The organism is Vreelandella xerophytica (assembly GCF_968048975.1).
Genome location: NZ_OZ309106.1, coordinates 2,435,504 through 2,450,106, shown reverse-complemented (window position 1 = coordinate 2,450,106; position 14,603 = coordinate 2,435,504). Strand labels below are relative to the sequence as shown.

At 62.2% G+C, this 14,603-nt stretch carries 7 protein-coding genes; 5 read left to right on the top strand and 2 right to left on the bottom strand.

What is annotated here, in order from left to right:
* Window positions 1-68: 68 nt before the first annotated feature.
* Window positions 69-1,334 (top strand): serine hydroxymethyltransferase, encoded by a 1,266-nt coding sequence (gene glyA, locus ACWF8S_RS11495; RefSeq protein WP_447553454.1) that lies wholly within the window; start codon window positions 69-71, stop codon window positions 1,332-1,334.
* Window positions 1,335-1,457: 123 nt separating this feature from the next.
* On the opposite strand, the gene ACWF8S_RS11490 is transcribed toward glyA, so the two are convergent.
* Together ACWF8S_RS11490 and ACWF8S_RS11485 are read right to left on the bottom strand one after the other, a co-directional pair.
* Entirely contained in the window at window positions 1,458-2,627 is a 1,170-nt protein-coding gene (locus ACWF8S_RS11490; RefSeq protein WP_447553453.1) for a nucleotide sugar dehydrogenase, read from the bottom strand.
* Window positions 2,628-2,744: 117 nt separating this feature from the next.
* Window positions 2,745-7,145 carry an ExeM/NucH family extracellular endonuclease gene (locus ACWF8S_RS11485; protein ID WP_447553452.1) on the bottom strand — a complete coding sequence of 1,467 codons (4,401 nt, stop codon included), beginning with the start codon at window positions 7,143-7,145 and terminating at the stop codon, window positions 2,745-2,747.
* A gap of 377 nt (window positions 7,146-7,522) precedes the next feature.
* On the opposite strand from ACWF8S_RS11485, the gene ACWF8S_RS11480 reads away from it, so the two are divergent.
* The 4 genes from ACWF8S_RS11480 (at window position 7,523) to ACWF8S_RS11465 (ending at window position 14,600) form a co-directional block, all read left to right on the top strand.
* Window positions 7,523-9,862 carry a DUF4214 domain-containing protein gene (locus tag ACWF8S_RS11480; protein ID WP_447553451.1) on the top strand — a complete coding sequence of 780 codons (2,340 nt, stop codon included), beginning with the start codon at window positions 7,523-7,525 and terminating at the stop codon, window positions 9,860-9,862.
* Window positions 9,863-9,988: 126 nt separating this feature from the next.
* A complete protein-coding gene (locus ACWF8S_RS11475; protein ID WP_447553450.1) occupies window positions 9,989-11,746 on the top strand; it encodes a type I secretion system permease/ATPase in 1,758 nt (585 codons plus the stop codon).
* Window positions 11,743-13,122: an HlyD family type I secretion periplasmic adaptor subunit gene (locus ACWF8S_RS11470; RefSeq protein WP_447553449.1), complete on the top strand. Its 1,380-nt coding sequence runs from the start codon at window positions 11,743-11,745 to the stop codon at window positions 13,120-13,122. Before ACWF8S_RS11475 ends, ACWF8S_RS11470 begins: the two co-directional genes overlap by 4 nt.
* Window positions 13,122-14,600, top strand: coding sequence for a TolC family outer membrane protein (locus tag ACWF8S_RS11465; protein WP_447553448.1), 1,479 nt, complete (start codon window positions 13,122-13,124; stop codon window positions 14,598-14,600). The genes ACWF8S_RS11470 and ACWF8S_RS11465 overlap by 1 nt, the downstream gene beginning before the upstream one ends.
* Window positions 14,601-14,603 lie beyond the last annotated feature (3 nt).

The following is a 14,603-nucleotide window of genomic DNA, read 5'->3' as shown; positions in this document are numbered from 1 at the left end:
GTCGCCTCCGGCTGCGTTATGATAGGCGCCTTGCTTTTTTCGATGCCCTAGCCTACGAGGTTTCTCCCATGTTCAGCCGCGATATGACCATTGCCGGGTTTGATGATGCGCTATATGACGCCATGCAAAAAGAGGTGGCCCGTCAGGAAGATCACATCGAACTGATTGCTTCTGAAAACTACGCAAGCCCACGGGTGCTCGAAGCCCAGGGCAGCCAGCTGACCAACAAGTACGCCGAGGGTTACCCGGGCAAGCGCTACTACGGCGGCTGCGAGTTCGTGGATATCGCGGAGAACCTGGCGATCGACTACGCCAAGGAGCTTTTCGGCGCAAGCTACGTCAACGTGCAGCCGCATTCCGGCTCTCAGGCCAACAGCGCGGTATTTCAGGCGCTGGTCAAGCCCGGTGACACCATTCTAGGCATGAGCCTGGACGCCGGTGGGCACCTGACCCACGGTGCCAAGCCCAACTTCTCGGGCAAGCACTACAACGCCATTCAGTATGGGCTCAACGACAAGGGCCTGATCGATTACGCTCAGGTCGCCGAGCTTGCCCGCGAGCACAAGCCGAAGATGATCATCGCCGGCTTCTCCGCCTACTCCCAGATCATCGACTGGGCGAAGTTTCGTGAAATCGCCGATGAAGTGGGCGCGTACTTTCTGGTGGACATGGCCCACGTGGCGGGCCTGGTCGCGGCCGGTGTCTACCCAAGCCCCTTGCCCCACGCCCACGTGGTGACCTCCACCACGCACAAGACCCTGCGCGGCCCGCGCAGCGGCGTGATCCTGTCTGCCGAAAACGACGCCGATATCGAGAAGAAGCTGCAGTCCGCGGTCTTCCCCGGCGGCCAGGGCGGCCCGCTCATGCACGTCATCGCCGCCAAGGCGATCTGCTTCAAGGAAGCCATGGCGCCGGAGTTCAAGACCTACCAGCAGCAGGTCGTGAAAAACGCCCAGGTCATGGCGAAGGTGTTCATCGACCGCGGTTTCGATATCGTCTCCGGCGGTACCGAAGATCACCTGTTCCTGCTGTCGCTGGTCAAGCAGGGCGTGACCGGCAAGGACGCCGACGCAGCCCTTGGCCGTGCGCACATCACCGTGAACAAGAACGCCGTACCCAACGACCCGCAAAGCCCGTTCATCACCTCGGGTCTGCGCATCGGCACCCCGGCGGTGACCACCCGGGGCTTCGGTGAAGACGAGTGCCGCGAACTCGCTGGCTGGATCTGCGATATTCTCGAAGTGCTCGCCAAGGGCGACGACACCAGCGCCATCGAAGCCTCGATTGCCGAAAAGGTGGCGGACGTATGCGCGCGGCTGCCGGTCTACAAGTAAGCGTCTAGCGCGTCTAGCCGGCCGTCAGAGCCCGGTTATCCGGCTGGCAATATCCAACCAACGGGCGCCCCAGGGCGCCCGTTGGTGTTTCAGCCTTGCATGTCAAAAGGCGGCGGGCGGTGTCTACGCGTCGCTGCCAAAAAGGTCCCGGGTAAACACCTTGTCCTCTATATCGCGTAACTCCTCGGTCATCCGGTTGGTGAGTACCACATCGCACAATGACTTGAACGCGGTCAGATCGCGAATGACCGCCGAGTTGAAGAACGCGTCCTCCTCCAGTACCGGCTCGTACACCACGACCTTGATTCCCTTGGCCTTGATACGTTTCATGACCCCCTGCATGGCGCTGGCGCGGAAATTGTCCGAGCCGGCTTTCATGATCAGCCGGTAGACACCGACCACCTGGGGCTGGCGCTGGATGATGCACTCGGCAATGAAATCCTTGCGGGTGCGGTTGGCCTCCACGATGGCCTGGACCATATTGCTGGGCACATCCTGGTAATTGGCCAGAAGCTGCTTGGTATCCTTGGGCAGGCAGTACCCCCCGTAACCAAAGCTTGGGTTGTTGTAGTGATTGCCGATGCGCGGGTCCAGCCCCACCCCCTCGATGATCTGTCGGGTATCCAGGCAGTGGGTCTGGGCGTAGGTGTCCAGCTCGTTGAAGTAGGCCACCCGCATGGCCAGATACGTATTGGCAAAGAGCTTGATCGCCTCGGCCTCGGTGCTGTGGGTAAAAAGTACCGCAATATCCTGCTTGATCGCGCCTTGCACGAGGAGATCGGCAAACGCTCTGGCGCGCTCGGAGCACTCGCCGACCACGATGCGCGAAGGGTGCAGGTTATCGAGAAGCGCCTTGCCTTCACGCAGAAATTCCGGCGAGAAGATCAGGTTGCGGGTAGCAAAGCGCTGGCTGGCCTTGGCGGTATAGCCTACCGGCACCGTGGACTTGATGACCATCACCGCGGTCGGGTTGACCCGGATGACCTCGGCAATCACCGCCTCGACGCTCGAGGTGTCGAACGTGTTCGTTTTCGGGTCGTAGTCGGTGGGGGTGGCGATAATCACGTAGTCGGCGTCTTGGTAGGCCTTTTCCGGCGACAGAGTGGCGCTGAACGTCAGGTCCTGCCGGGCGAGAAAAGCCGCGATATCCACATCTTCAATGGGTGACCGGCGCTGGTTCAGCAGATCGACGCGCTCGGCCACGATATCCACCGCCGTCACGTCGTGGTGCTGGGCAAGCAGTATCGCATTGGAAAGCCCCACATAGCCTGTACCGGCCACTGCGATCTTCATGGTGCTGCTCCTGTCAAAGGGGAAACGGTCAGTTTAATGGTGATTTCTTGCAGGGTCATGGCGCAGGCACAAAAAAGCCCTCGCCGAGCGAGGGCTTGGGCCAGCAGGTGTTAGTCCTTAAAAATCGCCCCCGCCCAGGTTCAGGCCGACCAGAATGGGGTCGTGATCGGAGCTTCTAAAGGCGTCCGGTGCGTAGAGGTTGGCGTCCTGACGCTCGCTGGTGAACTCGGTGTTGTAGTCCAGAGCGCTCGCCTCATCGGAATTGATGTGCCAGGTGGTCGTGCCGGTGACCTGGCCCGCAAGCGTCTCGCTTGCCAGCGCATGGTCGAGTGACCCCCAGAACCCATCGAACACGTAGCTGTAATCATCATCCAGCAGCTCGAAGCCGGCATCGACCAGCGCCATGATCGGGTCTTCCATCGCGTAGGCGTTCAGGTCGCCCAGAATCAGCACGTCCTGATCGTCGCTGCCGGTGGGGTTGGTCTCCAGCCAGGCGAGAAGCTCCTTGGCCGCTTCGACACGGGTCGGGTTGTTGTTGCCCTGGCCGTCACCAATGGCGTTTTCGTCATTGATCACGCTGCCCTTGGACTTGAAGTGATTGACGACCACGGAGAACTGTTCGCCGTTCTCGTCGGTAAAGGTCTGCATGACCGGAGGGCGGTTGCCGTAGGCAAACGCGCCGTCGGTCTTGGTGGCAGCGTCGCCGGCGGGAGTGACCGCCTGGCTGTTATAGATCACCCCGACGGTGATCGCATCGCTGCCTGCGCTGACGATGTTGCCCTCGGCGTCTCGGGGAATGCTGTACGCCCAGGTCACGCCCTCGATACCCTTGCTCTGAATATCCGCATTGAGCGCGTTGACCAGGCTTGCCAGGGCGCTGTCTTCACCATAGCCGTTATTCTCGATCTCCATCAGACCCAAAACGTCGGCACCGCTGGTGTTGATGGCCTCGACGATCTTGGCTTCCTGGCGGGCGAACTCCTCGGCGTTATCGGCACCTCGCGGGCTGTGGGTGGTGCCGTCAAGGGTCTGTGTGCGCTCGCCGCTATCGCCCAGCGTGTTGAAGTAGTTGAGCACGTTGAACGAGGCCACCTTGACGCTGGCATCGCCCAGGGCGTCCATGTCCGGGGTAGCGGGGCGGTCGTCGCCGTAGAAGTCCAGCCCTTCCACGTTCTGTACTTTCCACTCGCCAAAGCTGAAGTCCAGAACGCCTTCCAGCGTATCGAGTCGGTCACCGCCACGAAGCGGATTGGAGGCCGAAAGCTCCTCGCCGTTGCGGCCAAAGATGATCGGGTCCGGGTTCTGGGCGGAGCTTGCATCATCGATCTTGATGGTGCGCGCCTCGGCGTCTTCAAGCCAGGCCTGGTAGCCTTCCACGCTCGGCGCATTCACTTCGGTGAACTGCTCCAGGCGACCGCCGGCGGAAAGCGTGACCTCGCCATAACGGCCCAGCTCATAAAGCTCGGTGACCACCAGCGGCTGGCCATCCATCGCTTCGATGGCCACTCGCATGCCCTCGAACGCTTCCAGGCCCTGCTTGTTGGCGAACGGCAGTTTGATGACCTGGCTTTGCGGCAGCGGCTGGTCATTGGCCAGTATGGTCAGACTGCCCCGATCCGCCGTCAGCTGGGTCTTTTCGTAATACTCCGACACGGTGCCGCTGATGCGAACCTGGTCCTTGGCCGAGAGCTGGGACAGCCACTCACCGCTGCCGCTGCCGGCGTAGACGAAGATACCTTCCGAGGTCAGCGGGTTATCGTCGTTGTCCTCGTCTTCTTCCTGAATGAAAAAGCCGTCGAGTCCTGGCGTGACCATGGTGACGATGGCTTCCAGCGTGACCCGTTCGCCGTTCAGGGCGCTGGTACCGCCTTCGCCCTGCACCGTGGAAATCAGCGTGATCTCGGGCTCGGGAATAATGGCGATACCCGGGGAGGCGAGGGCGGGCACATTGCTACCGTCACCGCCCGAGGCGGCAGAGGAGCTGGCACCTTCTTCACCTTGCTGAGTGAAGGCCTGGCGATCGACATTCCAGGAGGCCGCATCGTTGCCGGCGGTATCGGGGTAGGCCTCGAAGGCCACCTGATTGCCATCCACACGCGGGTCGCCCTGCCACAAGGTGACGGCGTCGCCGCCGCTGCCCAGGCCCGCGGCGTTGTCGGCAAAGCCGATCTTGAGCGAGTCGATACCCTCGAGGTTGCTCCAGGCTGCGCGGAACTGCGCCACGGCCTCGCTGCCCCCGTCGACGATGACGATGGCGGATTCACCCGGTGCCAGCGTCGTCAAGCCTTCGATCAGTACGGCGTCCTGCGGGTTGGCGCTGTCGTCATCGTAGTAAAGCGGGGCGCTGCCAAAGTCCAGGGTGTCGTCGGAGCGGTTGGTGATCTCGAACCAGTCCTCGGTCACGTCCGCCCCGGCCTGGCCCGGCCAGATCTCGGTAATGGCAAGCCCGATATCGGTTTCACCCGGCACATAAGGTGCGTCCATGGTGCCGATGCGGAAGGTCTGGGTCAGCCCTTCGGGCATCTCGTTGCGCTCGAACGTCCAGTTTTCCGGGTTGCTGATCGCTCTCAAGAGCTCATCGGCACTGCCGTAGCCCTCACCGCTGAAGGCTGCGTTGCGCTCCTGGCCCACGGCCACCGCCGTCAGGCCATTCTCGAGCCCGGTGGGCAGGGCCGAGTTGTTGGAGTTGGTCGCCGTGGGCTGCCACTCGTCGCTGTTGGTCTGGATCGCGTAGATGAACGTGGGGTTCGTATCCTCGCCGACGAACGCGATGACCTGGTCGCCGCTGACCGACAGGTTGAAGCTGCCGGTGCCGACGGCAGGGCTATTGGCATTCGAGAACTGGTCGGCGTCGCGGGTGTGGGAAATGACCGTACCGGGGGCTACGCCACCCGCCGGCGCGGTCCACTTGACCGCACCTTCGTTGGCACGAAAGCCGTCACCCATCCAGCCCGAGTCGGTAAAGGTGATTTCAGCACCTTCACTGATCCCGTGAAGCGCGACGAACTGGAACTCCTTGTCGCTGCCGCTGACCGCGGTCACCGCGATATCGCCCGGGCGGGGCGTCATGTCCGGCAGGGCGTCGAAGGTGATGTCCGTGCCGATAAACTGCTGCTGGCTGTCAGGCAGGTCCTTCGAGGCGCGGCCATCGTCGAACCAGTCGACGGTGCCGCTATCATAAAGCACGCTGGCCGAGATACCGTCGTCGCTCACGGCGATATCGAAAAGCGCTTCCGGCTTCGCGCCGATTTCCCCGGCGATGGTGTTCAAATCGACGCCGTCGATTTCGCGCACGGCGTAATTGCCGTCCCAGAAATAGAGGCCAAAGCCGACGTCATCGCTGTCGTTTTCCGGGCCGGCCAGGATCAGGTAGCCTTCATCACCCGCCGATTCGATGGCGCGCACGGCGCGGCCGTCCAGGTCCAGGCGCAGCGGCGCACCGAAGTCGGCTTGCGAGGATGAACCATCGACGAGCCCGATGACATTGGTAATCGGCAGCAACTGGGCGAAGCCGTCGTCCAGCGGCGCCCGAAGCCCCAGATAAAGGGTGTCGTCGATGAAGACGGCGCCCTCGATATTGAGACCTTGCGCCAGGTTGAGCGCGTTCTCGCCAAGGCCATGGCCGTTACCCGAATCCCAGGCGGCAAGCTGTTCGGCCAACCCGGCAAACTGACCCACGACATTGATGGCAAGGTCGTCGGCGCTATCGCCGGTGACTTGCGTTGCGAAAATCAGCGAGCGCTGGCTGCTTTCATGAGAGCCCAGCCAGTACTGAACGCCCTGATAGGTGGCCACGGCCTCGAGATCGACCTCCTGGCCGTCCCCGAGCCCCAGGGCCTCGTTGAGATTGAATTCGCTGACGGGCTCGCCGCCCGCCGCGCGATCATAAAGGCGTAGCGTCTGGTCTTCGTCATCGGCAACCAGCATCAGGGTGTCGCTGATAGCGATGGCCGCGGAAGCATCCGATGCGCCCTGGTAGTAACGCTCGCCCAGGCCAAAGGCCGGTTGTGGCGTTTCGATCAGCTCGGGCGTTTCGGGTGTTTCGGGCTCGTCAGAATCGTCAGGTTCACCGGGCTCTTGAGGCTCGTCAGGCTCACCCGATACCGGGGGACGGGGCGGGTTTTTGGGCTCATCGGGGCCCTGGGGTAGCTCCGGCGCCGGGAATTGGGGCGGGCTCTTGGGCGCATCGGGACCCTGAGGCAGCTCCGGCGCCGAGGTCTGGGGCGGGCTTCTAGGCGCATCGGGACCCTGGGGCGCTTGCGCCGGCGTGGGGCGCAATGAGCCAAACGCATCGTGACCTGCAGGCCGTTCGAAGCCGGTGAAGGACTGCCAGGCCTGAGAAGGACTTGGCTGCGGGCTCTCCTGGCTTGCGGACAGCGTAATAAAATTGCGCGCCACATCCTTTGGGTCGAGCACCCCTCTATCCAGTAAATCGACCCAGTAGTCGAGCCCTGCGGTATCGGGCTCGCGCTGTAAAAGCGACCGGTAGAGCGTGCTGACGATCGTTTGGTGTTTCATGGGAAAAGCCCCTCGATGAACGTTTTGCTGGTTATTCATGTATGGCTGCCAGAGGCAGCCGTTTGCACTGAACGTTGATAACCGTTGCTTAAAGCTTTGCTTGAACCTTAGCTTGAACCGTTGCTTAAAGTTACTTGTTGTTACGTAATGGTTAAACCAACCTAACGGCGGGATGTTGCGTTACTGTGACGTCGGCGTGTGAGATTTATGGCAAATTTGTGATTATTGATTAATGTTCAGGTTAGCTTGGGTCCAGATGATGTGAAGGGCGTTTATTAAAAGTGTCACGTTTTCGTCATTGAGGGACGGGTAGTATTTCTTACTGCTTTGAAAGCCTGTCATGCAAACCGTCATGTAAAAAAAAGAAGGGGACTTCAATGAGCAACTTTCGACTACAGCTTCTGCACGCCTCGGATATGGAAGGCGGCGGGGGGGATCTCTTAAATGCGCCGAACTTCATTTCCATCGTCGATTACCTGGAAGATCAGTACGAAAACAGCCTGTTCATAAGCTCGGGGGATCTTATCCTGCCGGGGCCATATCTGAACGCGGCCGCCGAACAGAGCCTTCAGTCGGCCTTTCAGACGGCGGTCGAAAACGTCTATGGCCTCGAAGCGGGCTCCATGAGCGGTATCACTGCCGCCTCCGGCCGGGTCGAAGTGCTGTTGATGGATTTGATCGATGCCGCCGCCATTGCGCTGGGTAACCACGAGTTTGACCTGGGCACCGGCCTGATCGCCGACATGATCGCCCCGACGGTCAATGGCGATAGCGCAGCAGACGTCGAGTGGCTGGGTGCTCAGTTCCCCTATCTGTCCGCCAACCTGGACTTCTCGGGTGATTCGAACCTCAGCGGTCTGGCCACCAACGAGATCTTCTCCAACGAGGCCTTCCAGTCCACCTTGCAGGAAGTGCTTGCAGGGGCCGACAAGCCCAAGCTGGCCCCGGCGGTGATTGCTGAAGCGGGCGGCGAGCAGATCGGTATCATCGGCATCACCACGCAGATTCTGGAAAGCATCTCTTCCACGGGCGGAGTCGATGTGATCACCGGTGGCCGCAACGACATGCAGGCACTCGCGGGCGTCATTCAGCCGGTCATCGACGAGCTGGAAGCGCGCGGCGTCAACAAGATCATCCTGAGCGCCCACCTGCAGCAGATCCAGTTCGAGGAAGAACTGGCCACGCTGCTCGACGGGGTCGACATCGTGATCGCCGGCGGCTCGGATTCGCTGCTGGCCAACCAGAACGACATCGAGCGCGGGCTCTTCCCCGGCGCCGGCGAGCCTTACAAGTCCTACCCGATCCTGACCCAGGACGCCTCCGGCAACGACGTCGTCATCGTCAACACCGATGCGGGCTGGCGCTACGTGGCGCAGCTCGTGGTCGAGTTCGACGAGAACGGGAATATCCTGCCCGAGTCGATCGACCCGGCAACGTCCGGCATCTACGCCTCGACCGATGCGCAGGTGGAAGCGCTCTGGGGGAGTCTGGAAGCCGCCTTTGCCGAAGGCACCAAGGGCAAGGTCGCTCAGGATCTCGTGGGCGCCGTGGGTGAGTTCGTCGCCGAGCAGGACGGCAACATTCTCGGGCTTACCGATGTTTATCTCGTGGGTGAGCGCGGCTCGGTACGTACCGAAGAGACCAACCTGGGCAACCTGACCGCGGATGCCAACCTGTGGTATGCCCGCCAGGTCGACAGTGACGTCATGGTCTCGTTCAAGAACGCCGGCGGTATCCGTGAGCCCATTGGCGATGTGGTCGTACAAGGCGGCGACAGCCAGCCCAGCTACCAGGCGCCCGCGGGCAACCCGGCCATCGGCAAGCCCGAAGGCGGTGTGTCCCAGCTCGATGCCGGCTCGTCACTGCGTTTCAACAACGACCTGACCATCCTGACCCTGACGCGCAGCACCCTGCTCGAGGTGATCGAGCACGCCGTTGCCGCGTCCGCCCCCAACATCACCGCGGGCCAGTTTGCTCAGGTGGGCGGCATTCAGTACAGCTACGACTGGGAAAAGCCGGAAGGCGAGCGCATTCAAAATGCCGCCATCCTCACCGAAGATGGCAAGATCCACGACGTGCTGGTAGCCAACGGGCGCCTGGTCGGTGATGCGGAAGAAACGGTCAAGGTCGTTACCCTCGGCTTCATGGCAGACGGCGGTGACGGCTACCCCTTGGGCGAAGGCAGCTACCTGGATCGCGTCGATCTGGTAGAGGCTTACACCCTCGACGGCCAATTCGATTTTGCCGCCAAGGGCACCGAGCAGGATGCCTTTGCCGAGTACATGGGCGCCATGTACAGCGAAACCCCCTTCAGCGAAGCCGAAACGCCGGTCGGTGAAGATACGCGTATCCAGAACCTGGCCTTCCGCGACGATGCGGTGCTAAGCGAAGCCGTCGATCCGCTTCTGCGTCTTTACGATGCCGCGTTCGATCGTGACGCCGATGGCCAGGGCCTGGGCTACTGGCTGGACATCAGCCAGGATTTCGGGCTCGACGATATCGCCCACGGCTTCATCAATTCCCAGGAGTTTCAACAGCGAAACCCCAATATCCAGAACGATGCGTTCATCGATCTGATGTACTCCAACGTCCTTGAACGTGAAGCGGACGCGGCGGGCAAGCAGTACTGGCTCGACGAAATGGCGGGCGGTGCGGACAAGGCCACCGTCATGCTCGGCTTCGTCGAGTCCCAGGAGAGCATGTCGCTGCTGGGATGATGCGTTTTTGCATCTTGACGATATAGAGCAGGCTCTACCGACGCCCCTACCCCTGGCAGGGGCGTCTCTGTTATGCTTTCGCGATTCTGCCTCGCGCGATTTTATTGATTCTACGGTGATCCTTCCATGGCAAAGCAACAGGAAGCAACGGACTTGCAGCTCGCTTTGAAAGCCTGCAAGAGTTCGTTTGTGTCGGTGGGTTTTTTCAGCATGTTCGTCAATCTGCTGATGCTGGTGCCGCCGATGTACATGCTCCAGGTCTACGACCGCGTACTCACAACCCAAAGCCTGGATACGCTGATCATGCTGACGCTGGTCGTGGTCTTTCTGTTCATGGTCATGGGCGGGCTTGAACTGGTTCGCTCGCGCATGCTGGTGCGGGTGGGCAACCGGCTCGATACCGCCATCAATGAACGCCTTTACAGCGCCATGTTCCGGCGCAGCCTGGTGGCCCAGGGCAGCCAGAGCGCACAGCCGCTGAACGACTTGACCAGCCTGCGCCAGTTTCTGACCGGCAACGGCCTGTTCGCGTTTTTCGATGCCCCGTGGGTGCCGGTCTATCTGGGGGTGCTTTTCCTGTTCCACCCCTGGCTTGGCATTTTCGCCACCTGTGCCGGCATCATTCTGGTGGGCCTGGCCATCGCCAACGAGAAGGCCACGAAGACGCTGCTGGCCGATGCCAACAACGAACATATCCAGGCGCAGAACCTGGCCAACTCCAACCTGCGCAACGCCGAAGTGCTTCACGCCATGGGCATGTTGCCGGGCATCATGGGGCGCTGGTCCAAACGTCACCACGAATTTCTCTCCAAGCAGTCCCAGGCAAGTGATCGCGCCGGCGCGCTCACCAACGTCTCCAAGGTACTGCGCATCATGTTCCAGTCGCTCATCCTGGGCCTGGGGGCACTGCTGGTGCTGGAAGGACAGATGAGCCCCGGCATGATGATCGCAGGCTCCATCCTGATGGGCCGCGCGCTGGCGCCCATCGATCAGATGATCGGCGGCTGGAAGAGCTTCGTCAGCGCCCGGGGCGCTTACGGGCGCTTGAACGAGCTGCTCACCCTGATACCCGGCGAGCAGCGCAAGATGTCGCTGCCTGCGCCCAAGGGCGACATCGCGCTCGAGAACGTGGCCGCCGCACCGCCCGGGGTGCGCATGGCCACCATCCGAGGCATCAACTTCGAAGTGCCGCGCGGCCAGCATATCGGCATCATCGGGCCGAGTGCGGCGGGCAAGTCGACACTGGCCCGGGTACTGCTGGGTATCTGGCCCTCCCAGGTAGGCGATGTGCGCCTGGACGGCGGGGTCATCACCCAGTACAACCGCGACGAGATCGGCCCGTATATCGGCTATCTGCCTCAGGACATCGAGCTTTTCGACGGCACCATCAGCGAAAACATTGCCCGGTTTGGCAACATCGACTCCCACAAGGTGGTCGAGGCGGCGCAGAAGGCCGGTGTCCACGAGATGATTCTGGAGCTTCCCAACGGCTACGACACGGTCATTTCCTCCACCAGCGGTGCGCTCTCCGGCGGGCAGCGCCAGCGTGTGGGCCTGGCGCGTGCGCTTTACGGCAACCCGGTGTTCGTGGTGCTGGACGAGCCCAACGCCAACCTGGACGAGGCCGGCGAACGCGCGCTCGGTCAGACCATCGCCCAGCTCAAGAGCGAAGGCGTGACCCTGTTTGTCATCAGCCATCGTACCAACGTCTTGAAGAACATGGACAAGCTGCTGGTGATGAAGGAAGGCCAGGTGAGCATGTTCGGCCCGCGGGATCAGGTGCTCGCCCAGTTCGCCAAGAAACCCCGCGCCCAGGTAGGTCAGCAACCGTCAACCCGGCTTTCGGCGATTTCCGGCGGGCGTCAGGGTGAGGATTCCCAATGAGCAAAGATCAGCGCAATCTCACGCCTCACGGCGAGATCGATGTAACGCCCCAGGGCCCGGCCACCATCGACGGCGAGGCCACCGAACAGCTTCCCACCAGCGACAAGGGGTATCGCAAGCTGGGCTACGCCATTTTAGTGATTGCCCTTGGCGGCTTCATTCTCTGGTCGGTCACCGCGTCGCTGGCCATTGCCGTGGTGGCCCCGGGCAACGTCTCGATCGAATCCTTCAAGCGCACGGTGCAACACCTTGAAGGCGGTATCGTGCGTGAACTGCTGGTGGAAGACGGCGACCGGGTAGAGGCGGGCGATACGCTTCTCGTGTTGAGCGACACCCAGTCGCGCTCCCAGCTCGAGATCGCCCGGTCACAGTATCTGATCAACCGGGCCATGGAAGCGCGGCTTCTGGCCGAGCAGGAAGGCGCCGAGACCCTGGAAATTCCCGAGGACATCAAGAACGTCGACAGCCCCCGGGTTCAGCAGGTCGTCGCGGTTCAGCAGAGCCTGTTCACCGCGCGGCGCCAATCGCTCAACAGCACGCTCGAGTCTCTGGATGAGCAGATCATCCAGATGCAGGAGCAGATCGAGGGCCTGGAACAGCGTATCGGCGTCAATACCCGGCGGATCTCGTCGCTGCGTTCCGAGGCGGATGATTTCCGCTCGCTCTACCGCGAAGGCCTGGGGGATAACCAGCGCATGCGCGAACTGGAACGCCAGATTCTTCAATACGAAGGCGACAACGCCGAGTTTCGCGCCAACACCGCTCAGCTTCGCTCGCAGATCAGCGAAAACCGGATGCAGCGGGAAATCCAGCAGCAGGAATTCCAGAAAGAAGTCGGCGAGCAGCTGCGCGAAGCCCAGGCGCAGATCGCCCAGGCCGAAGAGCAGATCGTATCGCTCACCGACCAGGTTCAGCGCACCGTGGTCACGGCACCGGTGTCCGGCACGGTGGTGGGCCGCCAGGTGCATACCATCGGCGCGGTCATTCGCCCGGGCGATACCATCATGGATGTCGTGCCCAGCAACGACGGCTTCGTGGTCGAGGCACGCATTCCCACCCGGGATATCGATAACATCTTCATTGGTCAGTTCGCCGAGATCCGCTTCAGCGCCTTCAACCAGCGCCTGACCGATGTGATCGACGGCGAAGTGATCTACGTCAGCGCCGACAGCTTCGAGGACGAAGCCACCGGCCAACGCTACTACCGCGCCCGGGTTCGGGTCACCGAAGCCGGCTCCGAGCAGATGAACGATCGTATGCAGCTGTTATCCGGCATGCCTGCAGAAGTCATGCTGCGCACCGGCGAGCGCACTTTCGCAAGCTATATCGCCAAACCGGTGACCGACATGCTGGCCCGCGCCCTGCAGGAGGATTAATGCACTTCATCCCGGCCCGATGGGGCGTAACACGAAAGCAAGGCGTGGCGCTGGGCGTCGTGCTCGGGCTAATGACCACGCAGGCCTACGCCCAGCAGGCGACCCCCATGGCCGAGCCCAGTGCCATGCAGGAACTGGCCGCTCTCGACGAGCGCCCGACCCAGGCGCCTACGCTGCCGTCACTGCCGGCGCTGTTCGCCAGTGCCCTGGAGCACGACGCGGACCTGTCGCGCCAGCGCTTCGAGCTGGCGGCCACCCGGGAAGAAGTGCCCATGGCCCGCTCGCAGCTGTTGCCGCAGGTCTCGGCGTCCGGGTCGTATCTCTGGCAGGACTCCACCAACATCCAGACCTCACCGGACGATTTCGGGCTCGACCAGCCCGCCCAGCGCCCCGGTGAAATCGAGGAAAACGTCTGGGGGGTCCAGCTTCAGCAGCCGCTGTTCAGCCTGGAGCGCTGGCGCGGGGTGGATGTCGCCACCGCCCAGGTCAGTGCCGCCGAACTGCAGCTGGCCGTGGTCGAGCGCGACCTGGCGCTGCAGGTGAGTGAAGCCTACGTGCAGGCTTATCTGGCGTCCCAGCGTCTGGGGCTTCTGGAATCCCAGCAGGAGGCGCTGGATCTGCAGGTACGCCAGGCCCAGCGCGCCTATGATCTGGGCATCGGGGATCGCATCAACCTGCTCGAAGCGCAGTCGCGGCTGGACCAGGCCGTCTCCGACGCCGTACAGGCGGAAAACGAACTCAACAACGCCCTGAGCACGCTGGAGCGGCTGACCGGCACGTTCCCCGAGTTCCGGCAGCTGGCCATCGGTGAGCTTTCCCAGGTGGCGCTGAACCAGGAGTGGGGCGAGCCGGACACCTGGGTCGCCCGCGCCGGGCAGAACCTGAACGTGCTGCTGGCCCGGGAACAGCAGCGCATCACCGAGGCCGACGCCAACACCCGCCGGGCCGGCTATTACCCGGAACTCAACCTGAACCTGTCGTACTCGGACCGCAAGAGCGACGACGCCCTGCGCGAAAGCGAGGACTACCAGGCAAGCGTGCAGGTCAGCGTACCCATCTATCGGGGCGGCTATACCGCAGCCAACGTGCGACAGGGCGAGCGGCGCATCGATGCAAGCCAGGCGGACCTTGATAACCAGCGCAACCTGGCCATACAGGAAGTCCGCCAGCGGCTGCGCTCGCTCAACGGGCACGTGCGCCGTATTCAGGCGCTGAACCAGGCAATCGCCTCCAGTCGGCTGTTTCTCAACGCCGCCGAGCGCGGCGAGCAGCTGGGACTGCGCGATCTGGTCGACGTGCTGGACGCCCGCGCCAGCCTGTACGATCAGCGTATCCAGTACATCGATACCGTCGGGGAATACGCGCTGGACAGCCTGGCGCTGCAGTCCGCCGTGGGGGACCTGAGCAGCCGGGATCTAAGCGATATCATGGCGCTGCTGTTATCATTGACGGACTTCACGGAAACAAGCCAAGGATAACGC

Coding starts and splice junctions, on each gene's coding strand:
- ACWF8S_RS11470 (WP_447553449.1), top strand. CDS start 11,743: ATGAGCAAAGATCAGCGCAATCTCACGCCTCACGGCGAGATCGATGTA.
- ACWF8S_RS11475 (WP_447553450.1), top strand. CDS start 9,989: ATGGCAAAGCAACAGGAAGCAACGGACTTGCAGCTCGCTTTGAAAGCC.
- ACWF8S_RS11480 (WP_447553451.1), top strand. CDS start 7,523: ATGAGCAACTTTCGACTACAGCTTCTGCACGCCTCGGATATGGAAGGC.
- glyA (WP_447553454.1), top strand. CDS start 69: ATGTTCAGCCGCGATATGACCATTGCCGGGTTTGATGATGCGCTATAT.
- ACWF8S_RS11485 (WP_447553452.1), bottom strand. CDS start 7,145: ATGAAACACCAAACGATCGTCAGCACGCTCTACCGGTCGCTTTTACAG.
- ACWF8S_RS11490 (WP_447553453.1), bottom strand. CDS start 2,627: ATGAAGATCGCAGTGGCCGGTACAGGCTATGTGGGGCTTTCCAATGCG.
- ACWF8S_RS11465 (WP_447553448.1), top strand. CDS start 13,122: ATGCACTTCATCCCGGCCCGATGGGGCGTAACACGAAAGCAAGGCGTG.